Genomic DNA, 22,548 nt, shown 5'->3' with positions numbered 1-22,548 from the left:
GGCGGCCATGGATTCGACCACCATCGTCCTCGCCCTGGCCCTCGGCAACCTGGCCATCTGCGCCGCACTGTTTTTCTTCGAACATAAAAATGGCCGTCCGGCGGCCCTGTCGACCTGGGGCTGGTCGCGCCAGATGCAGGCGGCCGGCTGGCTGCTGCTGACGATCGGCGGCGCCAACGTGGTGCCCGAGCGGCTGGCCTTGCCGGTAGCCTACGCCCTGGTGATCGCCGGCGTGGCCTGGGAAGCGGGGGCGCTGTGGGAACGCGCCGGCGGACGGCGCTGGCGCAGCATCACCACCCCGGCGCTGGGGCTGGCGCTGGTGGTCTTCCTGTTGTGCTACTGGATCGACGAGATCGGCCTGCGTGCGCTGGCATCCTCGCTGATCCTCGGCGCCTTTTATCTGTCGGCCGCCGCCGCCCTGGCGCGCGGCTGGGCCGGGGCCTCGATGCTGCGCCGCTTCCTGGCGCTGGCGACCGCGCTGCTGGCCCTGGTGGTGGGCATGCGCGGCGCCCTGGTGCTGCTGGCGCCGTCCGGCTGGGGCTGGATGAGCAACGAGCTGCTGCGCCAGCTCTACTCGGCGGCGCTGTACCTGCTGATGCTGATGGGCGGCTTCGGCTGGCTGCTGCTGGGCCGCGAAAGCCTGGAGGACCAGCTGGCGCGCCTGGAAGTGGTCGACCCCCTGACGGACGTCACCAACCGGCGCGGCTTCTTCCAGGTGCTGGCGCCGTGGATGTCGCTGGCGCGCCGGCCCGGCGCCCCGACCGCGCTGGTGCTGTTCGACTTCGACCAGTTCAAGCGCGTCAACGACAGCTACGGCCACCCGGCCGGCGACGTCGTCCTGCGCAGCCTGCTCGAAGTCTGCAAGCGCCAGCTGCGCGACAGCGACCAGCTGGCGCGCCTGGTCGGCGTCGAATTCGCGATCCTGCTGCCGCGCACCAGCGAGCAGGACGCCGCCATGGTCGCCGAGCGCATGCGCGCCGCGATCGCCGCCACCCCGGTCAAGACCGAGCGTGCGATGGTCACCCTGAGCGCGAGCTTCGGCGTGACCACGATCCGCGCGGACGACAGCAGCGTGACCCTGCTCGCGCGCGCCGACGAAGCCCTGCGCACCGCCAAGGCGGCGGGACGCAACCGCGTCAAGCTGGCGCCGCCGGCGCCCGCCGTTCCCGCCGAGGTCTGAGGCGATGCGGACCGGGCCTGTCATCGAACCGTCATCCGGGCCCGCTATCGTCTCGCCGAACAATTCGCCGGAGCAGCCATGAACGACCATTATCCCGACCCATCCGCGCCAAGCTATGCCGCCCTGGTGCTCGGTTCCGACAGTTTCCGCCTGCTGGTGGCCAGCTACCGCGACGGCGTCCCGCTGGAACTGGAGAGCGAGCACGTGCCGCTGCGCCTGGCCGCCGGCCTCGATGCCAGCGGCTGCCTGAGCCAGGAGGCGATGCGCGACGCCCTCGAGTGCGTGGCGCGCCTGCGCGAGCGCCTGCGCGCCCGCCCGCTGGAAGCCGTACGCGCGGTCGCCACCTCCACCTTGCGGATGGCGCGCAACGCCCATCTGTTCCTGCCCGCGGCCCAGCAGGCCCTCGGCCATGAAGTGCGGGTCCTGTCCGGCGAGGAAGAAGCCATCCTCACCTGGATGGGCGTGGCCGGCGCCGCCCCCGCCGGCGCACGCACGCTGGTGCTGGGCATCGGCGGCGGCTCGACCCAGTTCGCGCTGGGGCAGGGCATGCGCGTGCGGCGCGCCGGCTCGGTGGCGCTGGGCACGGTGCGCCAGGCCCTGACTTTCTTCGGCAACGGCCGCATCGACGCCGTGTCCTTCGCGGCCGCGGTGGCCTCGGCACGCGTGCGCATGGCCGACCATGCCGCCGACTACGCACCCGGCACGCGCGACTGCGTGTACGGCGCCTCCGGCACGGTCCGCACCCTGGCCCGGCTGGCGCGCGAAAACGGCACGCACGGCGGCGCGCCGGCCGGCGCCGACGGTGTCAGCCGCGCCGACCTCGAACAGCTCGGCGCACGGGTGCTCGAGCATGCCGGCGGCGGACGCCCGCTGGCCGGACTTGGCCGCCTGCTGCTGCGCGACGTCGCCGCCGCGCTGGCGATCCTGCTGGCGCTGATGGAGGAGCTGGAGATCCGGTCGCTGCTGGAAACCGATGCCGGCCTGCGCTGCGGGCTGCTGCATGAGCTGCACCGGCAGCGGCAGGTGCAGGCGGCCTGAGTTAAATCCGACCACCGCCATGCAGCGTTCGTTCACCATCGGCTTCCTCGTTTCCAGCCTGCTGGCCGGCGGCCCGGCCGCGGCTGCGGGCAAGCCAGGCATTCCGCTCTGCTTCGAGCGCCAGGAAGTACTGCCCTGGCGGACCCTCGACGGCGGCGGCCTGAACTTCGAACTGCTGAACGAGGTGGCGCGCCGCACCGGGGTCGAATTCGATTACCAGAGCATGCCGTGGAAGCGTTGCCTGGCCCAGCTCAAGGCCAACCAGGTCGGCGGCGCCTTCGCCGTCAGCTTCTCGCAGGAGCGGCTGGCACTGGGCGCCTATCCGGGCGGGCAACAGGCCGACACGGAACGCCGCATGCATGTCGACCGCTACCTGCTGGTGCGGCGCAAGGGCAGCCGCGTCGACTGGGACGGCAAAAGCTTCCAGAACCTCGACGGGCGGATCGGCTTCCAGCTCGGCTATTCGGTGGGCGACTTCCTGCGCGCCCAGGGCGTGCAGGTGGACGAGGGCAGCCAGCGTGCCGACGAACTGCTGCAGAAGCTGGTCTCCGGCCGCATCCATGCGGCGGCGCTGGGCGGCGCCGATGCGGTGCGCCTGGTGCGCGGCCCGATGGCCGAACAGCTCGAGGTGAGGCCGGTGCCGCTGGTCGAGAAACCGTATTACCTGATGCTGTCGCACGATTTCGTGGCGCGCCAGCCGGCGCTCGCGGAGCGGATCTGGAAGGCCGTCGCCGAGGTCCGCAACAGCCCGGCCTACCGCAAGCGCGAGCGCGAGCTGAGCATCGTCCCGCAATCCGGAAGGTGACGTGCGCATGGCGGACCCCGGCATCGAGCGCAGCAACAACGCAGTAGACGTCCGCCGGCACCGCGCGCGCGGCCCTGGCGCGCTGGCGCGCCGGCTCGGCGAAGGCTGGCGCCAGAACGTCGTGTTCCGGCTGGGCGCCGGCATCGTGCTGGCGGTCGCGCTGTCGACCGGCGTCTATACCACCTATGTGATGCAGACCCAGCGCGAGGAAGCCAATGCGCGCCTGCAGGAGCGCGTCGAGCGCCAGGCCGCGGTGCTGTCGCAGGCGCTGGCGAGGCCGCTGTTCGACATCAACAGCGCGGCGATTTCCTCGGTCGTCGATTCGCTCGGCGCCACGCCCGAGATCGCGATGCTGCACGTGCTGGCGCCCAGCGGCGCAGTGCTGGCCGCCCTCGGCAGCGACGACGGGGCGCCGGGAACGATTCGCGTGGCCCGCAAGATCGTCTACCGCGACGGCGCCCGCGACTATCACGTCGGCAGCATCGACCTGGCATTCTCGCGGCGCCAGATCGACGAGGACCTGCGCCGCCAGATGGTGCAGACCGTGACCGCCAACCTGCTGCTTACTCTCGCCATCGTCGTCTGCGTACTGCTGGTCGGACGGCGCATGACCCAGCCCTTCACCGACATCCAGGAAGCGCTGGAGAAGCTGGCGCGCGGCGAGACCGACATCTACCTGTCCGGCATCGGCCGGCGCGACCAGATCGGCCGCCTGTCGTCGGCGGTGCGCAGCTTCCGCGATACGCTCAACCGGCTGCGCCGCGCCGAGCAGGTGACCAACGGCCTGCTGCGCGAGAAGAGCACCATCGAGCAGCAGCTGCGCGAACTGAACGAAGACCTCGAGCAGAAGATCGCGGCGCGCACGCGCGAGCTGCTGAATTCGATCCGGATCGCGCGCGACAGCCAGGAAAAGCTGCAGGCCATCGTCGACACCGCCCTCGACGCGGTGGTGAGGATGGACCGCCAGGGCCGCATCGTCGGCTGGAACACCCAGGCCGAGAAGATCTTCGGCTGGCGGCGCGACGAGGTGCTGGGCCTGGACCTCGACCAGTGCATCGTGCCCGAGCGCCACCGAGAGGCCCACCGCAACGGCCTGGCGCGCTACGAGCGCAGCGGGGTCGGCGGCGTGCTCGACACCCGCATCGAGACCTATGCGCTGCGCCGCGACGGCAGGGAGTTCCCGATCGAGCTGGCGATCACGCGGGTGCAGCTGGCCGCCAGCGCCGACTACGAATTCTGCTCCTTCATCCGCGACATCTCGGAACGCCGCGAGCGCGAGCAGTCGCTGGTGGCGGCCAACGTGCGTGCCGAAGCGGCCAACGTGGCCAAGTCCGAGTTCCTGGCGAACATGAGCCACGAGATCCGCACCCCGATGAGCGCCATCATCGGCATGGCCTATCTGGCGCTGCGCACCGAGCTCTCGCCCAAGCAGCAGGATTACGTGGGCAAGATCCATCGCGCCGCGCTGTCGCTGCTGGGCATCATCAACGACATCCTCGACTTCTCCAAGATCGAGGCCGGCAAGCTGGACGTCGAGCAGATCCCCTTCTGCCTCGACGACGTGCTGGCCAACGTCGCCAGCGTGACCAGCCAGAAGGCCGCCGACAAGCAGCTCGAATACCTGTTCCACGTGCCGCACTCGATCCCGCGCATGCTGGTCGGCGATCCGCTGCGCCTGGGCCAGGTGCTGATCAACCTGGTCAACAACGCCGTCAAGTTCACCCCGGCCGGCGAGCTGGAGCTGTCCTGCATGCGGCTCGACCCGGTGTCGAACGCGATGCAGCCGATCGCGGCCCGGGCCGACCGGGTCAAGCTGCGCTTCGCGGTGCGCGATACCGGCATCGGCATGAGCGAGCAGCAGCAGGGCAAGCTGTTCCGCGCCTTCCACCAGGCCAACGGCTCGACCACCCGCGAATACGGCGGCACCGGCCTCGGGCTGTCGATCTCGCAGCAGCTGGTGGGGCTGATGGGCGGCCGGATCGTGGTCAGGAGCAGCCCGGGCAAGGGCGCGACCTTCCACTTCGACCTCGAATTCCCGCTGTCCGGCGAGCCCGAACGGGTGGCGGTGGCGCCGCCCGAGCTGGACGGCGCGCGCCTGCTGCTGGTGGACGACAGCGAAGTTGCGCGCGACATCATGTGCGAGGCCTTGCAGGCCCTGCCGCTGCGGGTAGATACCGCCGCCAGCGGCCTGGAAGCCGAGGCCGCGCTGCTGGCGGCCGACGCCGGCAGCGACCCTTACCGCGTGGTGCTGACCGACTGGCAGATGCCGGGCATGGACGGCATCACCCTGGCGCGACGCATCGCCGGCAATCCGGCCTTGCGGCATCCTCCTTCGGTCGTTCTGGTAACCGCCTTCGGCCGCGAGGAGGTGCAGCATGAGGCGGAAAGCGCCGGCATCCGCGGCTTCCTGACCAAGCCGATCGGGCAGTCGGCGCTGGTCGATACCCTGTTGGCGCTGTTCGCGCCGCCGCGCGCGCCGAACGCGCGCGGCCGCTGTGAAGAGACGGGCGACTGCGTGGCGCGCGTGCTGCTGGTGGAGGACAACCTGGTCAACCAGCAGATCGCGCTGGAACTGCTGCAGGTCCAGAACATCGAGGTGGACGTCGCCTGCACCGGCCACGAGGCGCTCGAGCTCCTGATGAGGGGCGGTCCCGAGGCCTACGACCTGGTGCTGATGGACCTCGAGATGCCGCAGCTGGACGGCCATGCGGCCACCGTCGAACTGCGCAAGGATGCGCGCTTCGACAAGCTGCCCGTGATCGCGATGACCGCGCATGCGCTGGCCGAGATCCGCGAGCGCTGCCTGCGCGAAGGCATGCAGGATTATGTGTGCAAGCCGGTCGAGCCGGAGAAGCTGTACGCGACCCTGGCGCGCTGGATCGGTTCGCAGCTGCCGCCGCCGCTGCCGCGCGCGCTCGCGCCGGAGGCGGCCGACGGGCCCTCGCTGCCGGGCCTGTCCAGCCTGTCCGGGATCGACTCGGCCTTCGGCCTGCGCCACGTGGCCGGCAATGTCGCGCTCTACGTGCAGCTGCTGGACCGCTTCCGCGCCACCCAGCGCGACGCCGGCGCCGCGATCCGCGCCGATCATGACGCCGGACGCCGGATGGAAGCGGCCAGCCGCGCCCACACCTTGCGCGGGGTGGCCGGCAATGTCGGCGCGCGCGAGCTGCAGACCCTGGCCCAGGCGGTGGAGGAGGGCCTGTCCATGGCGTCCAGCGACCGCACCCGCCTGGCGGCCGGCGTGCGCGCCCTCGAGGCCGGCGTGGACGCCACCATGCACTCGCTCGACAGTTATTTTGCTTCCCACGGCGCGCACGTGCTCGACCCGCCGGTCCCGGATGCGCAGCAGGAGAACGGCGCGGCGCCGGCCGATGCCCAGGAAGCCGTGGCCCAGCTGGGCCAGCTGCTGGCCGAATTCTCGGGCGAAGCCACCGATTACTTCGAGTCGGTGCGCGCGCAACTGGCGGCCGTGCTCGATCCCCAGGTGCTGGCGCGCCTGGAGCAGCATCTGTCGCGTTACGAATTCGAGGAGGCGCGCCAGCTGCTGCCGCAGGCGGCGGCGCCGCGTCCCGACACAGCGGGAACTTCATGAGCGACACCACCAGGCAGAACCACCAGGACCTGCGGCCGACCATCCTGATCGTCGACGACACGCCCGACAACATCATGCTCCTGTCGCGCCTTCTCAAGGACAGGTACAACACCAAGGTCGCCAACAACGGCAGCACGGCGCTGCAGATCGCCAATGCGGTCCCTGGCCTGGACCTGATCCTGCTCGACGTGATGATGCCAGGCCTGGACGGCTACGAGACCTGCCGCCAGCTGAAGGCGAACCCGGCGACCAGCGAGATCCCGGTGATCTTCCTGACCGCGAACAACCAGGTCGAGGACGAGGCCATGGGCCTGTCGCTGGGCGCGGTCGACTACATCGCCAAGCCGATCAGCCCGCCCGTCCTGTTCGCGCGCGTGGCCACCCAGCTCAACCTGCGCAGCGCGCGCCGCCAGCTGCAGGAGCACAACGAGAACCTGGAAAAGCTGGTGCGGGAGCGCACCGCCCAGCTCTACCTGATGCAGGAAGCGATCATCGTGGCGATGGCATCGATGGCCGAGACCCGCAACCACAGGACGGAGGACTTCGGGGGCAAGCACATCCGCCGCACCCAGCACTACGTGCGCGCGCTGGCCCGCCACCTGCAGAGCCACCCCCGGTTTGCCGCCGAGCTCAGCGACGAGGCCGTCGAACTGCTGTACCGCTCGGCGCCGCTGCACGACATCGGCAAGGTCGGGATCCCGGACCGCATCCTGCTCAAGCCGGGCAACCTGGACCGCGAGGAATTCGAGCTCATGAAGCTGCACGCGGTGTATGGGCGCGACACCGTCATGCTGGTCGAGAAGCACATCGGCGGCAGCAACAGCTTCCTGATGTTCGCGCGCGAGATCGCCCACTCGCACCAGGAGAAGTGGGACGGCTCCGGCTATCCGCAGAACCTGGCGGGCGAGCAGATCCCGTTGTCGGCGCGCCTGATGGCGGTGGCCGACGTCTACGACGCCCTGATCAGCAAGCGCGTCTACAAGCCGGCCTTCACCCACCAGCAGGCGCTGGATGTGATGCGCAAGGGACGCGGCACCCATTTCGACCCGGACGTGCTGGACGCCTTCTTCGAGATCGAAGCGGAATTCGCCGCGATATCCGACGCCTTCGCCGACGAAGCGCATTGAGCGGGCACGGGCGGCTTGCGTGCCGCCCTTCCGGATCGGCTGCAAATCGACTATATTGTTTGGTTTGTTTGACGATGGAGTAGGGGATGGCGAGGACAACAGCCGCCGGCGCCGCCGCGAAAACGGCGCGCGCGACAGCATCGAAGGCTTCCGTGTCGCCAGCCAGGTCGGCTGCGAAGACTACCGCGAAGACCGCCGGCACCGCCAAGGCCGCGGCGGTGAAATCCGCCGCGAGCGCGCGCAAACCGGCGGCGCCGAAGACGTCCGCCACGGCGGCCAAGAAGCCGGCGACCGCAAAGAGCGCCGCCACGCCGGCCGCAAAGGCAGCCAGGGCAGCGGCGAAAGCCGTCGCAAAACCGGCTGCAAAGGCGGCCGCAAAGCCGGCCGCGAAGGCGCGCGCCGGCCGCGACGCCGGGATCGTCCGGCCCGAAGCGGCCACGCAGGCGCGCCCGACCCTGGTGCGCGACAGCTTCACCATGCCCGAGCAGGAATACGCCGTCCTCGGCGCCGTCAAGCAGGCCTGCCTGAAGGCCGGCTTCGAGGTCAAGAAGAGCGAACTGCTGCGCATCGGCGTGGCCCTGCTGGGCCAGCTCGACGTGACGAGCCTGCGCGCCGTACTCTCCGGCCTGCCTCAGCTCAAGACCGGACGCCCGCCTGGAGAATGAGAGCGCGCCGCGCCGGCCCGGCAGCGTCCTGCCGCATGGACCGGCCCCGCCGCGCCCGCGTCCGCTCAGTGCGTCGTCCGCCCCAAGGCCTGCGCCTGCGCCCGCGCCTCGGCCGTGAGCTCCTTCAGCTCACGGATCGGGATATTCGACTTCTCGTGCATCCTCAGCAGGATGGTGGCACCGACGTTCAGCTTGCGGTGCCTGATCTTGCTGATGATGGGCGGCTGCACTTCGAGCACGCGGCACAGCTCCGCGTCGTTCTTCAGCTGCATGCGTTGAATCAGGGTGTCGAGCAGGGGATTCGGAACGAAACTCGACGGCTCCAGCGCCCGGGCACGGTGCATCGCCTCGAGCAGCTCCTGTTTTTTCTGTCGTACGCTCATGAACTCCTCCGTGATGGATGAAAATTCAAGACAGACCGACTGTTTTGGAGTGGAGAGTGAACAAAGGACGCATGGCGGCGTTGCACTGTCTCGCCGTACCGACGTACTGTCTTCGACAGTGCGCCTTGCCCTGAGCCCTATGTTCGACGCTCCTGCCCGACCGTATTGTGCTGACTTATGCTGGGTGGGTTTGTTGGAATGCTACTACGATTTTGTCAATCTTGACGCACTGTTCATGAATAAAAGCCCATAACTTCTGGCTTTCTGCGTGGAACTTACATTAATTTCAGTCCAGAACGTGTCAAGACGAGGACCCGATCGGCCATCGCCGCGGCGGCGTGCGAGTGGGTGACCATGATGGCGCCGGCGCCGCTTTCGCGGATCTCGGCACGCAGCAGGTGCAGGATGCCGTCCGCCGTTTCCGGGTCGAGGTTCCCGGTCGGTTCGTCGGCCAGCAGCAGGGCCGGACGGTGCACCAGGGCGCGCGCGATCGCCACCCGCTGGAGCTCGCCGCCGGACAGCTGGCGCGGGAAATCGGCGCCGCGCCCCTTCAGGCCGACGGCGTCCAGCATGGCCCGCGCGCGGGCGGTGTCGGCGCTGCCGTTCAGCAGCAGCGGCAGGGCGACGTTCTGTTCCAGGGTCAGGTGCGGCAGCACGTGGAAGGCCTGGAAGATGAAGCCCATGCGGCTGCGGCGCAACCTGGTGGCGGCATCGTCGTCGAGCGCGGACATCGGCACGCCGTCGACCACGACCTGGCCGCTGTCGGGCGCATCCAGGCCGGCGATCAGGTTCAGCAGGGTGGACTTGCCGACTCCGGATTCCCCCATCACGGCGACGAATTCGCCGGCTGCGAAGTGGTAGGAGAGATTGGCCAGCACGGTGCGGCCGCCGTAGGATTTGGTGAGGTCGACGAGTTCGAGCATAGACTGCTACTGTAGCATGCGCAGGGAATGACGTAATTCGCGTATGATGGAAAATCGTCAACATTCCAGGGGCTCACCGATGTCGAACCACCCGACGCAGGACCAAGCCGACGGCGCGCCGATGCCGGCCGCCGATACCGCTGTCGACACCTCGGCCGGGGCCCTGCGCCTGCGCGCCGAACTGGACGCCGGGCTGCGCGCCCGCGAAGCCTGCATCTCGCCCAAGTTCCTGTACGACGCACTCGGTTCCAAGTTGTTCGAGGCGATCTGCGAACTGCCCGAGTACTATCCGACCCGCACCGAGGCCCTGATCTTCGAGCGCCACGGCGCCGAGATCGCGCGCGCGGTCGGCCAGGGCAGCACCCTGATCGACCTCGGCGCCGGTAACTGCGCCAAGGCCGCGCGCCTGTTCCCGCTGCTGCACCCGGCCCAGTACGTGCCGGTCGATATCTCGGCCAACTTCCTGCAGGACGCCGTCGAGCGCCTGCGCCAGCGCTTCCGCCACATCGAGATGAACGCCCTCGGCATGGACTTCTCGGGCGGCGACTGGCAGCTGCCGGACAGCGTGCGCCGCGAGCGCCGCCTGTTTTTCTATCCCGGTTCCTCGATCGGCAACTTCACGCCGGACGAGGCGCTGGCCTTCCTGCGCCGCGTGCGCGCCCAGTGCGGCCCGGACGGCGGCATCCTGATCGGCATCGACCTCGCCAAGGACCGCGCGGTGCTGAACGCCGCCTACGACGACGCCCTCGGCGTGACGGCCGCCTTCAACCTGAACGTGCTGCGCCACGCGAACCGACTGCTGGGCGCCGACTTCGACATCCGCGCCTGGCGCCACCGGGGCTTCTACAATGAACGCATGGGCAGGGTCGAGATGCACCTGGAAGCCAGGACCACCCAGCTGGTGAGCTGGCAGGGCGCCTGCCGCCGCTTCGAAGCCGGCGAATGCATCCACACCGAGAACAGCTACAAGTACCGCCCGGCCGCCGCGGTCGAACTGCTGGAGCAGGCCGGCTTTGCCGCCTCCGGCATCTGGACCGATGCGCGCGCCTGGTTCGCCGTGATCCACGCGCGCGCGATCCGCCCGGGCGCCATGCACTGATCCCTCGAGACGGAGGAAATCATGGGAGCGAACGAACACCGCCAGGCCCGCCAATTCGAACAGGTGCGCCAACGCTCGCTGCACCTGGCCGAACCCTTGTCGAGCGAAGACTGCTGCGCGCAGTCGATGCCGGACGCCAGCCCGATCAAATGGCATCTGGCCCACACCACCTGGTTCTTCGAGACTTTCATCCTGGAGCCGCACGAGCCGGGCTTCCGGCCCTTTCATCCGGCTTTCCGGGTGCTGTTCAATTCGTATTACAACGGCGTCGGCGCCCGGCACCCGCGGCCTCAGCGCGGCCTGCTGACGCGTCCCGCCTACGACGAGGTGCTGGCCTGGAGGCATGACGTCGACGCCCGCATCGCCTGCCTGCTGCAGGCCGCGCCGCGGGACGGCGAACTGGCCCGCGAGCTCGCGGCGCTGGTGGAACTGGGCATGCAGCACGAGCAGCAGCACCAGGAACTGATGCTCACCGACGTCAAGCACCTGCTGGCGCAGAACCCGCTGGCGCCGGCCTACCTGGCCTCGCCGCTGCCGGAATCCTGTCCGGCGGGACAGCTCTCCTGGCTGGACTTCGACGGCGGCCTGGCCGAGATCGGCCACCGCGGCGCCGGCTTCAGCTTCGACAACGAACTGCCGCGCCACCGCCAGTACCTGGCGCCCTTCCAGCTGGCCTCGCGCCTGGCGACCAACGGCGAATACCTCGAGTTCGTCGAGGCCGGCGGCTACCGCGACCCGGCCCTGTGGCTGTCGGATGGCTGGGACCGGGTCTGCGGCGGCGAGATCGAACAGCCGCTCTACTGGCGCCGGGAAGAGGGTGGCTGGATGGAGTTTACGCTGCATGGCATGCAACCGCTCGATCTGGCGCGTCCGGTCACCCACGTCTCGCTGTACGAGGCCGACGCCTACGCGCGCTGGCGCGGCGCCCGCCTGCCGCTTGAGGCCGAATGGGAATTCGCGGCGCGCGACGTCGCCATCGCCTGCGGCGACCTGCATCCGCGCGCGGCCGGCAGCGATGGCCTGGCGCAGATGTTCGGCGAATGCTGGCAGTGGACCGCCAGCAGCTACGCGCCGTATCCGGGCTATGCGCCGGCGGCCGGCGCGCTGGGCGAGTACAACGGCAAGTTCATGGTCAACCAGTACGTGCTGCGCGGTTCGTCCTGCGCCACCCCGCACGGCCACGCGCGCGCCAGCTACCGCAACTTCTTCCCGGCGGGCGCGCGCTGGCAGTTCACCGGGATCAGGCTGGCCCGATGAAGGTGACGCGCGGCCTGCGCCTGCGGCTCCTGAACCGGCGCGCGAACCTCTACATCCTGGGCCATCCGCTGGAATTCGCCCTCGGTGTCCTGAAATGCTTCCGCGCCAACCAGGGCCTGCTGCTGGCCGGCGCCGTCGCCTATTACGCGCTGCTGTCGATCGTGCCCTTCCTGATGCTGGTGGTGGTGGTGCTCTCGCACTTCCTGAACGAGGCCGAACTGCTGCTGACCATGCGCCGCTACCTCGAGCTGCTGATTCCCGGCCAGTCGGGTGCCATCGTCACCGAGGTCGCCCACTTCCTCGACGAGCGCGACCTGATCACCTGGGTGCTGGTCGCCACCATGCTGTTCTTCAGCTCCTTCGCCTTCACGGTGCTGGAAAACGCCATGAGCGTGATCTTCGTGCACCGCGTGGCTGTGCGGCGCCGCCACTTCCTGATATCGGCGCTGCTCCCTTACTGCTACATCCTGGCGCTGGGTTTCGGCGTGATGATCGTGACCCTGGTCGCCGGCACCCTGCAGGTGATCGGTACCGAAAGCGTCAACCTGTTCGGCTACAGCTGGTCGCTGCACGGCGTGTCGGGCGCCTTGCTCTACCTGCTGGGACTTGCCGGCGAAATCCTCGTGCTGACCTCGATCTACATGGTGATGCCGGTGGGACGGCTGTCGCTGTCGCACGCGCTGGTGGGCGGCGTGACCGCGGCCCTGCTGTGGGAGATTGCGCGCCATGTGCTGGTCTGGTACTTCACCACGCTGTCCAAGGTGAACGTGGTGTACGGCTCGATGAGCACCGCCATCGTGGTCATGTTCAGCCTCGAGATCGGGGCCGCCCTGCTGCTGTTCGGGGCCCAGGTGATTGCCGAGTACGAGCGGGTCGGGCAGCAGGGAGGGGCGAGGGGCGAGCCGAAAAAGATGGAGACGCGGCCGCAGGAATGAACGGCGGCCGCAAGATTCGAACATCGTGTCGGTCATAAACGGCTACACTAGAACGAATTGCAATACTTTCCGTTTCCATGATCCTGATACCGGTGCTCGACCTGCTCAACGCCGTCCCGCGCGACCTGATCCTGCCGCCCGCCAACCTGTTCCTGCTGATCGTGATCGGCCTTGCCGTCTGGCACCGCTGGCCGCGCGCCGGACGCATCGCCGCCGGCACCGGCCTGGCGCTGCTGGCCTTCCTGTCGACCACCGCCGGCGCTTCGCTGCTGGTCAGGCCGCTGGAAGGGATGACGGCGCCGCTGCGGGCGCCCGAGCGCGCCGGCGCCCAGGCGATCGTCGTGCTGGCGGCCGGCCGCCTGCAGGATGCGCCCGAATACGGCGGCCGCGACATCCCCGACTACCTGGCCCTGGCGCGCCTGCGCTATGCGGCCCACCTGCAGCGGCGTACCGGATTGCCGGTGCTCGTCAGCGGCGGCCTTGGCGCCAAGGCGGTCCAGTCCGAAGGCAAGGCCGGCGCGGAGGCCCTGGCGGACGCCATGGCGATCGCGCTGCGCGAGGATTTCGGCGTACCGGTCAGGTGGATCGAGCCGCGCTCGCGCGACACCTTCGAGAACGCGGCCTACAGCGCCGCGATGCTGCGCCAGGATGGCGTCAGGCGCATCCTGCTCGTGACCGATGCGATGCACATGCCGCGCTCCCGCAGCGCCTTCGAGCGCGAAGGCCTGGAGGTGGTCAGCGCGCCCACCATGTTCTTCGGCGACCAGGCACGCTCCCTCGGTTCATGGGTGCCCAGCGCCGAGGGCATGCGGCGCTCCTGGTATGCGGCGTATGAACTGCTCGGCATCGCCTGGTACCGGCTGCGTTTCGCCGGCGGCCCTGTACTCAGGCGCCTTCCTTGAGAGCCAGCGGCACCCCGCGCGCCCAGCGGTTCGAAGATAAGGAAAAGCTCAGCGCCCGGACCTGGTGATACCAGCCGGCCGGCACGTACAGCATGTCGCCCGGCTCGACCACCACCTCGATGATGGCGGCCTGGCGCGCCAGCGGGAAGGCGTCGAAGTCAGGCGCTTCCGGATCGAAGGGGGAGCCGAACAGCACCGGGTTGGCTTCGCGGGTGTAGAGGAAGGCGTCGTGGTGGGGCGGCGCCAGGAAGATGCGCTTGCTGCCCCAGATCTGGGCAAAGATATTGTCGTCGTAGTCGCAGTGCAGCGGCGTGACGGTGCGCGCCGGGCCGAGCCAGAAGCGCGGCGGTCCCATGCGCTCGAACCAGGACGGCCAGTGGCACATGGCGTTCAGTTCGCGCAGTTCCAGGTTGCCGACGTAGGGCGGCAGCTCGCTGTCGGGCGCCGTGCCGAGCTCGAGGTAGTCGCGCAAGGACATGTCCCGCATTGCCCGGTCGGGGGCGAAGGCGGTGGCCACGTAGTCGCCGACGCGTGCACGCACGGGCACGTCGCCGAAGCGCTCGCGCAGTGCATCCGGGGTCAGTGCGCGCAGGGGCCAGCGCTTGACCGCGCCGGCGATCAGGAAAGGCAGGCCCTCGGCGGCGCGGGCGCGGAAGCCCGCGTTATCGAGCCGGCCGACGCGCGGTACTTCACGGATGAGCGGCCGGGCGCGCGAGGCCTCGCGGATCGCTTCGCGCATCGCCTGGATCGACGATACGCCGCGCACCTGCGCGGCCTTCCGCTCGCGCACCGCCGCCGGCTGCAAATCCAGCCGCGGCGGCAAGCGCCTTGCAGTCGCCTCCGAACCCATCAGGCCGCGCGGGCCACCGGCTGCTCGCCGGCCATGGCGATGTGGCGGTTCACGGCCGACAGCACGGCCTTGAAGGAAGCGGTCACGATATTGCTGTCGATGGCGGCGCCGAACAGGGTCGGGCCGTTCCCGAGGCGCAGTTCGACGTAGCAGGCCGCCCTGGCGTCGGCGCCCGAGCCGATCGCGTGCTCGTGGTAGTCCATCAGGCGGATGTCGAGGCCGAGTGCGCTGACGAAGGCGTCGATCGGGCCGTTGCCCTGGCCGTGATGGCTGGCGGTCACGCGGTCGTGCTCGACCGAGACATCGATGTCGACGCGGTGTTCGCCTTCGCTGTCCTCGGCCATGCGGTGCGAGACGTAGCGGTAGGCCGGGTTCTCCTGGTCGAAATATTCGCGTGCGAACAGGGCGTGGATGCTCGATGCCGCGACTTCGGTGCCGGTGGCGTCGGCATGGCGCTGGACCACGCGCGAGAATTCGATCTGCAGGCGGCGCGGCAGCTCGAGGCCGTATTCCTGCTCGAGCAGGTAGGCCATGCCGCCCTTGCCGGACTGGCTGTTGACGCGGATGACGGCGTCGTAGCTGCGGCCGAGATCCGCCGGGTCGATCGGCAGGTAGGGCACTTCCCAGATCGCGTCGCTCTTCTGCACCGCGAAGCCCTTCTTGATCGCGTCCTGGTGCGAGCCGGAGAAGGCGGTGAACACGAGGTCGCCCACATACGGATGGCGCGGGTGAACAGGAAGCTGGTTGCATTCCTCGACCAGTTGGCGCACCGAGTCGATGTCCGAGAAGTCCAGACCCGGGTGCACGCCCTGGGTGTAGAGGTTCAGCGCCAGGGTCACCAGGTCGACGTTGCCGGTGCGCTCGCCGTTGCCGAACAGGCAGCCTTCGACGCGGTCGGCACCGGCCATCACGGCCAGCTCGGCGGCGGCGACGGCGGTGCCGCGGTCGTTATGCGGGTGCACGCTGATGACCAGGCTGTCGCGGCGCTCGAGGTGGCGCGACATCCATTCGATCTGGTCGGCGTAGACGTTCGGGGTGCTGGCCTCGACGGTCGAGGGCAGGTTGACGATCATCGGAGCGTCCGGCGTCGGCTGCCAGGTTGCGCTGACGGCGTCGACGATGCGCTTGGCGAAATCCAGCTCGGTGGTCGAGAAGGATTCCGGCGAATACTCGAAGCCCCACCGGGTTTCCGGATGCTTGGACACCAGCTCCTTGATCAGGCGGGTGCCGTTGACGGCGATCTGCACGATCTCGTCCTGGTCCATGCCGAACACCACGCGGCGGAACACCGGCGCCACCGAGTTGTAGACGTGGACGATGGCGCGCTTGGCGCCGATGCAGGATTCCACGGTGCGGCGGATCAGCTCGTCGCGGGCCTGGGTGAGCACGATGATGCTGACGTCGTCCGGAATGCGCTTCTCTTCGACCAGCATGCGCACGAAGTCGAAATCGGTCTGGGAAGCCGAGGGAAAGCCGACTTCGATCTCCTTGATCCCGATCGCCACCAGCTTTTCGAAGAAACGCAGCTTCTTCTCGGGGCTCATGGGTTCGATCAGCGCCTGGTTGCCGTCGCGCAGGTCGGTGCTCATCCAGATCGGCGGCTGGGTGATGACGCGGCTCGGCCACTGGCGGTCGGCCAACTGGACGGCGGGGAAGGGACGGTATTTGGCGGCGGGATTGGTCAACATGGTCATACTCCTGGATCTATCGCGAATTGTTCAGCTGAAGCGGGGGGCCTGGATCGGCAGTGTGGCGTTGGCTGCCGGACGGGCCACATGACGCGAGGCCCGGCAACCGATCGCTAGCTTTAGCGCCGCTCTACGCTTCGAGCGCGAGCGGAACGGCACACGGCTGGTGCGGATCGGGTGAGAGGTGAACGTGGTTTCGGAGTGCATCGGTACGACTTCCTTGGGGCTACGGGTTCCGGCGGAGGGTGGCCGGGTACGGGTACGGCGGCTTTTCAGGCGCGTAGTAGCAGGCCGGCCGGCAGTAGGGCGCCGGTCAGCGGTAGGAGGGTCGACAGAGGCAGTTGGGAGAACATTTCTTCACTCTATGTGAATATTGTTTGGTCTGTCAAGCGTTTATTGGCTTGTCGTTTGGTTGCTACGCAAAAGTTTCTCAAAAGATTGTTGAGATCACTCAAAGCCTTTGGACGCCAAGGTGGCACATTACACGCTTCCTTACCGGGAGTTACCATGGATGACATCCTGTTCCTCGGCCTTCCGCTTGCCGTCGCGCTGGCGCTCGCCGCCTTCGTGCTGGGCCTGCTGGGCCTGGCTTGTGTGCTGGTATCGCTGGGCCGGCCGGCGCCGCTGCGCATCCCTGGCGACGGCGAATTCCTCTATCCCGCCGAGCTCGACGCCCGGCCGAGCCGAAACGCATCCGGGAAGGCATCATGCCTGTCCTGAACGAAACTGTTACTGGGAGGGGCGGCGCAGGCGCCGTCGGCGCCGGCCTGAAAGATCCGAGGGCATTGATCCCGGCGCCGCTCATCGGAGCGCGGCGCCGGGCTGTTCAGCGGGTAGCGGCCTTGCTCAGGCAACCTTTACACGCGCGGCACCCGCCTCCATGCGGCCGATGACGGCTGCATGGCCGAAGCCTTCGCGCGCAAACAGGGCCAGCACCTCGTCGACGGTTCCCGGGTCGCAGGACACCAGCAGGCCGCCGGAGGTCTGCGGGTCGGTCAGCAGCACGCGCTGGGTATCGCCGACGCCCGCGCCGAGCTCGACGTCCATGCCGTAGGCGTCCCAGTTGCGGCCGGAGGCGCCCGTGAAGTAGCCCTCGTGGGCCAGCTGCTCGACGCCCGGCAGCAGCGGGATCTTCGCCATGTCCAGCTGTGCGCTCAAGCCGGCGCCGCGCGCCAGTTCCAGCAGGTGGCCCAGCAGGCCGAAGCCGGTGACGTCGGTCAGCGCGTGCACACCCGCCAGTTCCGCCAGCGCCTTGCCCGGCTTGTTGAGCTTCGTGGTGTTGGCGATCATGGCCGCATAGCCTTCGGCATCCAGCTTGTCCTTCTTCAGCGCCGCCGACAGCACGCCGACGCCCAGCGGCTTGCCGAGCACGAGGACGTCGCCCGCGCGGGCATCTGCATTGCGCTTGATCTTCGAGGGATGCACCAGGCCCATCACCACCAGGCCGTAGATCGGCTCGACCGAATCGATCGTGTGGCCGCCGGCGATCGGGATGCCGGCTTCGGCGCAGATCGATTCGCCGCCCTGGATGATCTTGCCGATCGTCTCCAGCGGCAGCTTGTTGACCGGCATGCCGACCAGGGCCAGGGCCATGATCGGCGTGCCGCCCATCGCGTACACGTCGGAGATCGCATTGGTGGCGGCGATGCGGCCGAAGTCGAAGGGATCGTCGACGATCGGCATGAAAAAGTCGGTGGTGGCGATCAGGGCCTGCTCGTCGTTGAGCTTGTAGACGGCGGCGTCGTCGGCCGTCTCGATCCCGACCATCAGTTCTTTCGGCACCGGGAAGCCGCTCGACTTCTTCAGGATCTCGGACAGCACGCCGGGCGCGATCTTGCAGCCGCAGCCGCCGCCGTGCGAGAAGGAGGTCAGTTTGATGGCTTGGTCAGGAGTAGTCATGGATGGCTCGTCAAGGATTGCGTAAAAGGAGATTATCCACCAGGTCGAGCAGTGCCGCTCGTTCCCTGGCAGGGGCAAACAGCCGGCGCCGCGCCGCGCACTGGCGCAGCAGTTTCGCATGGAAGCGCTCGTCCATGCTGATGCGGTCGATCAGGCCGGCCAGCGCGGCGGCGTCCCCGAGCGGAAAGAAGCCGGCGTAGTCTTCGCCCAGCATGCCGCGGTTGCCCGGGATATCGGAGGCCAGCACCGGCACGCCGCTGGTCACCGCCTCGATGATCACGTTGGCGCCGCCCTCCATGCGCGAGCAGATCGCCATCGCGCGGCAGCGGGCCAGCCGTCGCCGTGCGGGCATGTGGGGCAGGGCGCCCAGCCAGCGGTAGCGCGGCGTGTTCGCCTGCGACGCAAGTGCGGCGTCGGCAAGTTGCGGATCGAGGGCGCCGCCCACGTGCAGCAGGCGCACGCAGGGACTGCGCACCAGGGCGGCCGCGCGCATGAAGGTGAGGGGGTCTTTTTCTTCGCGCAGGTGGCCGATCATGGCGATGTCGCGCGTGCCCGCGTGCGGGCGTGCCGGGTGCAGCATCGGCGCCGACTGGCAGATCACATGGGCCTTGGCGCGCGAGGACGCGTCCAGTTCGTCCAGGCCGCGCGGCTGCAGCACCACCAGCGCGCCGGCGTGCGCGAGCGAGGCGCGCGCGACGGCGTCTTCGTGGATGTCGCGATAGAGGTCGGTGCCGGTCAGGACCAGCAGGCTGGGGCGGTCCGGGTGCGCCGCGGCGAACGCGGCCAGGGCGCCGGCGGAGCGGCGCGCGTGCAGGGCCACCAGCAGGTCGGGGGCGGGCTGGCCGCTGTCCCAGCCGCGCGCCACCGTCACCTTGCCGCGTGCGCCGAGGAAGCGCATCCAGCGGCTGGCGGTTTGCCAGTTGCCGTTGTTCTCGCGGGCGGAGGCGGGGCTGACGATCAGGATGTGGGGACGCGCCATCGGCTCAGGATAAATTCTGCAAAACGATCGTAGAATGCCGCATGGACCAACACGACCCATCGTTCCGGCACGCCGGACCCGGCCGGCTGGCCGGCATGCTGCGGGATGCCCGGCATTATACGCTCGCGCTGTTCGATACCCTGGCGGAGGCGGGCTATGCCGACAGCGCCCGCGTGCCGCGCCTGGGCATCATCAATCCACCGCTGTGGGAACTGGGCCATACGGCCTGGTTTGCCGAATGGTTCGTGGTGCGCCGGGCCGCCAGCAGCCGTCCGGGCGACGCCTTCGGCCACAGCCTGCTGGCGCGCGGCGACGACTGGTTCGATTCGAACCTGGTGGCCCACCGCACGCGCTGGGCGCTCGACCTGCCGGGCACGGGCGCGATCCGGACCTATTGCGCCGAAGTGCTGGAGCGGATCCAGGAAGGCCTGGCCGGCGAGCCGGTCGACGATGCCGCCCTCTATCCCTACCGGCTGGCGCTGGCGCACGAGGACATGCATGGCGAAGCCCTGCTGTACACGATGCAGACCCTCGGCCTGGGCCTGCGCAGCGAGATGAGCGGAACCATGCCGGCGCCGCCGCCACAGGCCGGCGAGATCGGCTTCGGGGGCGGTGTTTTCCTTCGTGGCGGCGACCAGTCGCGCGGCTTCGTGTTCGACAACGAGAAGGCGGCCGCGCGGTGCCGCGTGGCCCCGTTCGCGATCGATGCCGCGCCGGTGACGAATGCCCGCTACCTGGCTTTCGTCGAGGATGGCGGCTACCGCGATGCGGGGCACTGGAGCGAGGCGGGCCGCGCGTGGCTGAAGGAGTCGGCGCGTTCGGCGCCGCGCTACTGGCGGCGCGGCGGCGACGGCGGCTGGCAGCAGTTGCGCTTCGGCCGCCGCGTGGCGCTCGCCCCGGACGCCGCGGTACGCCACCTGAACCTGCACGAAGCCCAGGCCTTTTGCCGCTGGAGCGGGCGGCGCCTGCCGACGGAGGACGAGTGGGAGTTCGCGGCGCTGTCCGGCCATCCGGATTTCACCTGGGGCAGCGTGTGGGAATGGACGGCTTCGCCCTTCCTGCCTTTCCCCGGATTCGCGCCGGACCGCTACCTCGAATATTCCTCGCCCTGGTTCGGCAGCCGCCAGGTGCTGCGCGGCGCATCCTTCGCTACCCCGGCGCGCCTGCGCAGTCCGCATTTCCGCAATTTCTACACGCCGGAGCGCGACGACATCTTTGCCGGTTTCCGTACCTGCGCGCCCTGAGTACGGACGAAAAAAAAGCTGCCGAAGCAGCTTTTTCTTGAAGGGCTGCCGAAGCAGCCTTTTTGACACTCACACGATCCGGAGATCAGCGATCGCCGAAGGTGCGGCGGGCGTTGTCCGCCGAACGCGGGTGCGAGGAGCGGAAGCCGCCTTCGCGCGGGGCGCTGGCGCTGTCGCGGCGCGGGCCGCCTTCGCGGTTGTATGCGCCGGCCGGACGGGTTTCGCGGTTGTAGCCGCCTTCGCGGCGCTGGCCTTCGCCATCGGCGCGGTAGCCACTGCCTTCGCTGCGGAAGCCGCCTTCACGCGGACCGGAGCCCGGCTTGTGGAAGCTGCGCTGGCCCGGCTTGCCCGAACTGTTGCGGCCGTCGCCCGGCTTCCAGCCCGGACGGTTGCCCGAACGCGCCGGTGCCGAACGCTTCGGCTCGAAGCCTGCGACCACGTCGACCGGGATGGTCTGCTTGGTGAAGCGTTCGATGCGTTTGACGTTGATGCCTTCCGCATGGTTCACCAGCGAAACGGCGATACCGTTGCGGCCGGCGCGGCCGGTACGGCCGATGCGGTGCACATAGTCTTCCGGGAACTTCGGCAGGTCGTAATTCACCACGTGGGTGATGGTCGGCACGTCGATGCCGCGGGCGGCGACGTCGGTGGCGACCAGCACCTTCACCTGGCCGCGGCGCATGCTGTCCAGGGTGCGGTTGCGTGCACCCTGGTGCATGTCGCCGTGCAGGGCGGCGGCCGCGAAGCCCGCGATGTTCAGGCGGTCGGCGATCATGTCGGCGTCACGCTTGGTGGCGGTGAACACCACGGCCTGGTCCAGCGTTTCGTCGCGCAGCAGGTGGTCGAGCAGGCGGTTCTTGTGCGACAGGTCGTCGACGAAATGCACCTTTTGCACGATGTTCTCGTGGCGCTTGGTGCCGCTGGCGATCTGGATCACCATCGGGTCCTTGGTGATGCGGCGGGCCATGTTGCCGACCACGCCGTCCAGGGTGGCCGAGAACAGCATGGTCTGGCGCGAATCGGGGGTCGCGGCGACGATCTTCTCGATGTCTTCGATGAAACCCATGTCGAGCATGCGGTCGGCTTCGTCCAGCACCAGGATCTCGAGCTGGGAGAAGTCGATCTTGCCGGACTCCATGTGGTCGATCAGGCGGCCCGGGGTCGCCACCAGGATTTCAGGATTCTTCGCCAGCAGCTGCATCTGTTTCGGGTAGGGCATGCCGCCCAGGATCGAGACGGCGCGGATGCGGCGCATGAAGGCCGTGTACTGCTCGGTGGCGCTGGTGACCTGCAGGGCCAGCTCGCGGGTCGGGGTCAGGACCAGCATTTTCGGCTGGGCCGGCTTGAAACGGACGCGCTCGCCACGCGCTTTGGCGGCTTGCGCTTCCTGGGCCGGGGTACGGCCGATCGGGGCCGCTTCCTGGTTGGCGAATTTGTTCAGGGCCGGCAGCATGAATGCCGCGGTCTTGCCCGAACCGGTTTGCGACGAGACCAGCAGGTCGCGGCCGGCGATGCCGGCGGGCACAGCCTGCTCCTGCACCGGGGTCGGCTTTTCATAGCCGGCAACCGACACTGCTTTGACGATGGACGTGTGTAAGCCTAGTGCTTCAAAACTCATTGTGTTCTTTACTCTCGGTATAAATCGGTGAGCGCTACGCTATTCAACAGCGGAACGCGAAATAGCAACGCGAGCCAACAATACGAAATGACTCAGAAACGAAAGAAATTTCGGCACAAAAGCTTTGCGCCGGGATGGTGCCTTTTAACAAACGGCACACAGGGCGGGGGGGCTTTATGGAAAGGTATCTTTCTACGATACCTGGGCTTGCGAAGCTTGCTAATTGTCTTGCTACGGTATTACCGGTGCATTGCCGCGACGACGTGTACGCGAACGCGTTTTGCAACGCACAAACGACACTATACCGTATTTTCGCAAAGCGTGCACGGCCTGCGCGTATCGTGCAGGCCGGCTTGCGGGGAGG

The 22,548-nt window shown here is 68.5% G+C and carries 19 protein-coding genes; 12 read left to right on the top strand and 7 right to left on the bottom strand.

Features of this window, described 5'->3' with window-relative positions; translation table 11 throughout:
• Nucleotides 1–7: 7 nt before the first annotated feature.
• The 6 genes from AB4Z32_RS17810 (at nt 8) to AB4Z32_RS17785 (ending at nt 8,407) form a co-directional block, all read left to right on the top strand.
• Nucleotides 8–1,180 carry a GGDEF domain-containing protein gene (locus tag AB4Z32_RS17810; RefSeq protein WP_442123196.1) on the top strand — a complete coding sequence of 391 codons (1,173 nt, stop codon included), beginning with the start codon at nt 8–10 and terminating at the stop codon, nt 1,178–1,180.
• 78 nt (nt 1,181–1,258) lie between these two features.
• The gene (locus AB4Z32_RS17805) at nt 1,259–2,218 is read left to right on the top strand and encodes a Ppx/GppA phosphatase family protein (protein WP_442123195.1); all 960 of its coding nucleotides are present in this window, start codon (nt 1,259–1,261) and stop codon (nt 2,216–2,218) included.
• A gap of 19 nt (nt 2,219–2,237) precedes the next feature.
• On the top strand, nt 2,238–3,023 hold the full coding sequence (locus AB4Z32_RS17800; protein ID WP_442123194.1) for a substrate-binding periplasmic protein: 786 nt from the start codon (nt 2,238–2,240) through the stop codon (nt 3,021–3,023).
• A gap of 7 nt (nt 3,024–3,030) precedes the next feature.
• Nucleotides 3,031–6,615, top strand: coding sequence for a response regulator (locus tag AB4Z32_RS17795; protein ID WP_442123193.1), 3,585 nt, complete (start codon nt 3,031–3,033; stop codon nt 6,613–6,615).
• Complete coding sequence (locus tag AB4Z32_RS17790; protein ID WP_442123192.1) at nt 6,612–7,742, top strand: response regulator; 1,131 nt, start codon at nt 6,612–6,614, stop codon at nt 7,740–7,742. The genes AB4Z32_RS17795 and AB4Z32_RS17790 overlap by 4 nt, the downstream gene beginning before the upstream one ends.
• An 86-nt stretch (nt 7,743–7,828) precedes the next feature.
• Nucleotides 7,829–8,407 (top strand): hypothetical protein, encoded by a 579-nt coding sequence (locus AB4Z32_RS17785; RefSeq protein WP_442123191.1) that lies wholly within the window; start codon nt 7,829–7,831, stop codon nt 8,405–8,407.
• A gap of 65 nt (nt 8,408–8,472) precedes the next feature.
• On the opposite strand, the gene AB4Z32_RS17780 is transcribed toward AB4Z32_RS17785, so the two are convergent.
• Entirely contained in the window at nt 8,473–8,790 is a 318-nt protein-coding gene (locus tag AB4Z32_RS17780) for a hypothetical protein (protein ID WP_442123190.1), read from the bottom strand.
• A gap of 275 nt (nt 8,791–9,065) precedes the next feature.
• A complete protein-coding gene (locus AB4Z32_RS17775; protein ID WP_442123189.1) occupies nt 9,066–9,713 on the bottom strand; it encodes an ABC transporter ATP-binding protein in 648 nt (215 codons plus the stop codon).
• A gap of 79 nt (nt 9,714–9,792) precedes the next feature.
• On the opposite strand from AB4Z32_RS17775, the gene egtD reads away from it, so the two are divergent.
• From egtD to AB4Z32_RS17755, 4 genes are all read left to right on the top strand, one after another.
• Complete coding sequence (gene egtD, locus AB4Z32_RS17770) at nt 9,793–10,812, top strand: L-histidine N(alpha)-methyltransferase (RefSeq protein WP_442123188.1); 1,020 nt, start codon at nt 9,793–9,795, stop codon at nt 10,810–10,812.
• A 21-nt stretch (nt 10,813–10,833) separates the two neighbouring features.
• Nucleotides 10,834–12,069 (top strand): ergothioneine biosynthesis protein EgtB, encoded by a 1,236-nt coding sequence (egtB, locus tag AB4Z32_RS17765; protein ID WP_442123187.1) that lies wholly within the window; start codon nt 10,834–10,836, stop codon nt 12,067–12,069.
• Nucleotides 12,066–13,004 carry a YihY/virulence factor BrkB family protein gene (locus tag AB4Z32_RS17760; protein WP_442123186.1) on the top strand — a complete coding sequence of 313 codons (939 nt, stop codon included), beginning with the start codon at nt 12,066–12,068 and terminating at the stop codon, nt 13,002–13,004. Before egtB ends, AB4Z32_RS17760 begins: the two co-directional genes overlap by 4 nt.
• A 77-nt stretch (nt 13,005–13,081) precedes the next feature.
• Nucleotides 13,082–13,906 carry a YdcF family protein gene (locus AB4Z32_RS17755; RefSeq protein WP_442123185.1) on the top strand — a complete coding sequence of 275 codons (825 nt, stop codon included), beginning with the start codon at nt 13,082–13,084 and terminating at the stop codon, nt 13,904–13,906.
• Here the strand turns inward: AB4Z32_RS17755 and AB4Z32_RS17750 are convergent.
• Together AB4Z32_RS17750 and leuA are read right to left on the bottom strand one after the other, a co-directional pair.
• Entirely contained in the window at nt 13,890–14,756 is an 867-nt protein-coding gene (locus tag AB4Z32_RS17750) for a cupin-like domain-containing protein (protein WP_442123184.1), read from the bottom strand. The two genes, AB4Z32_RS17755 and AB4Z32_RS17750, sit on opposite strands and share 17 nt — an antisense overlap.
• On the bottom strand, nt 14,756–16,444 hold the full coding sequence (gene leuA / locus AB4Z32_RS17745) for a 2-isopropylmalate synthase (protein WP_442123183.1): 1,689 nt from the start codon (nt 16,442–16,444) through the stop codon (nt 14,756–14,758). The genes AB4Z32_RS17750 and leuA overlap by 1 nt, the downstream gene beginning before the upstream one ends.
• A gap of 507 nt (nt 16,445–16,951) precedes the next feature.
• Here leuA and AB4Z32_RS17740 point away from each other — a divergent pair.
• A complete protein-coding gene (locus AB4Z32_RS17740) occupies nt 16,952–17,164 on the top strand; it encodes a hypothetical protein (RefSeq protein WP_442123182.1) in 213 nt (70 codons plus the stop codon).
• A gap of 126 nt (nt 17,165–17,290) precedes the next feature.
• On the opposite strand, the gene selD is transcribed toward AB4Z32_RS17740, so the two are convergent.
• On the bottom strand, nt 17,291–18,343 hold the full coding sequence (gene selD / locus AB4Z32_RS17735) for a selenide, water dikinase SelD (RefSeq protein ID WP_442123181.1): 1,053 nt from the start codon (nt 18,341–18,343) through the stop codon (nt 17,291–17,293).
• Between the two features lie 10 nt (nt 18,344–18,353).
• The gene (senB, locus tag AB4Z32_RS17730; RefSeq protein WP_442123180.1) at nt 18,354–19,322 is read right to left on the bottom strand and encodes a selenoneine biosynthesis selenosugar synthase SenB; all 969 of its coding nucleotides are present in this window, start codon (nt 19,320–19,322) and stop codon (nt 18,354–18,356) included.
• Nucleotides 19,323–19,363: 41 nt separating this feature from the next.
• Between senB and senA the strand changes: the two genes are divergently transcribed.
• A complete protein-coding gene (gene senA, locus AB4Z32_RS17725) occupies nt 19,364–20,566 on the top strand; it encodes a selenoneine synthase SenA (RefSeq protein ID WP_442123179.1) in 1,203 nt (400 codons plus the stop codon).
• Between the two features lie 85 nt (nt 20,567–20,651).
• Here the strand turns inward: senA and AB4Z32_RS17720 are convergent, their stop codons facing one another.
• Nucleotides 20,652–22,184, bottom strand: a complete 1,533-nt coding sequence (locus tag AB4Z32_RS17720; RefSeq protein ID WP_442123178.1) for a DEAD/DEAH box helicase — start codon at nt 22,182–22,184, stop codon at nt 20,652–20,654.
• Nucleotides 22,185–22,548: the final 364 nt, after the last annotated feature.

The organism is Massilia sp. 2TAF26, assembly GCF_052115005.1.
Taxonomy (GTDB): Bacteria; Pseudomonadota; Gammaproteobacteria; order Burkholderiales; family Burkholderiaceae_D; genus Telluria.
Note: the sequence above shows the minus strand (reverse complement) of the source record. Positions and strands in the feature narration are given on the sequence as shown.

Coding starts and splice junctions, on each gene's coding strand:
- AB4Z32_RS17810 (WP_442123196.1), top strand. CDS start 8: ATGGATTCGACCACCATCGTCCTCGCCCTGGCCCTCGGCAACCTGGCC.
- AB4Z32_RS17805 (WP_442123195.1), top strand. CDS start 1,259: ATGAACGACCATTATCCCGACCCATCCGCGCCAAGCTATGCCGCCCTG.
- AB4Z32_RS17800 (WP_442123194.1), top strand. CDS start 2,238: ATGCAGCGTTCGTTCACCATCGGCTTCCTCGTTTCCAGCCTGCTGGCC.
- AB4Z32_RS17795 (WP_442123193.1), top strand. CDS start 3,031: ATGGCGGACCCCGGCATCGAGCGCAGCAACAACGCAGTAGACGTCCGC.
- AB4Z32_RS17790 (WP_442123192.1), top strand. CDS start 6,612: ATGAGCGACACCACCAGGCAGAACCACCAGGACCTGCGGCCGACCATC.
- AB4Z32_RS17785 (WP_442123191.1), top strand. CDS start 7,829: ATGGCGAGGACAACAGCCGCCGGCGCCGCCGCGAAAACGGCGCGCGCG.
- AB4Z32_RS17780 (WP_442123190.1), bottom strand. CDS start 8,790: ATGAGCGTACGACAGAAAAAACAGGAGCTGCTCGAGGCGATGCACCGT.
- AB4Z32_RS17775 (WP_442123189.1), bottom strand. CDS start 9,713: ATGCTCGAACTCGTCGACCTCACCAAATCCTACGGCGGCCGCACCGTG.
- egtD (WP_442123188.1), top strand. CDS start 9,793: ATGTCGAACCACCCGACGCAGGACCAAGCCGACGGCGCGCCGATGCCG.
- egtB (WP_442123187.1), top strand. CDS start 10,834: ATGGGAGCGAACGAACACCGCCAGGCCCGCCAATTCGAACAGGTGCGC.
- AB4Z32_RS17760 (WP_442123186.1), top strand. CDS start 12,066: ATGAAGGTGACGCGCGGCCTGCGCCTGCGGCTCCTGAACCGGCGCGCG.
- AB4Z32_RS17755 (WP_442123185.1), top strand. CDS start 13,082: ATGATCCTGATACCGGTGCTCGACCTGCTCAACGCCGTCCCGCGCGAC.
- AB4Z32_RS17750 (WP_442123184.1), bottom strand. CDS start 14,756: ATGGGTTCGGAGGCGACTGCAAGGCGCTTGCCGCCGCGGCTGGATTTG.
- leuA (WP_442123183.1), bottom strand. CDS start 16,444: ATGTTGACCAATCCCGCCGCCAAATACCGTCCCTTCCCCGCCGTCCAG.
- AB4Z32_RS17740 (WP_442123182.1), top strand. CDS start 16,952: ATGGATGACATCCTGTTCCTCGGCCTTCCGCTTGCCGTCGCGCTGGCG.
- selD (WP_442123181.1), bottom strand. CDS start 18,343: ATGACTACTCCTGACCAAGCCATCAAACTGACCTCCTTCTCGCACGGC.
- senB (WP_442123180.1), bottom strand. CDS start 19,322: ATGGCGCGTCCCCACATCCTGATCGTCAGCCCCGCCTCCGCCCGCGAG.
- senA (WP_442123179.1), top strand. CDS start 19,364: ATGGACCAACACGACCCATCGTTCCGGCACGCCGGACCCGGCCGGCTG.
- AB4Z32_RS17720 (WP_442123178.1), bottom strand. CDS start 22,184: ATGAGTTTTGAAGCACTAGGCTTACACACGTCCATCGTCAAAGCAGTG.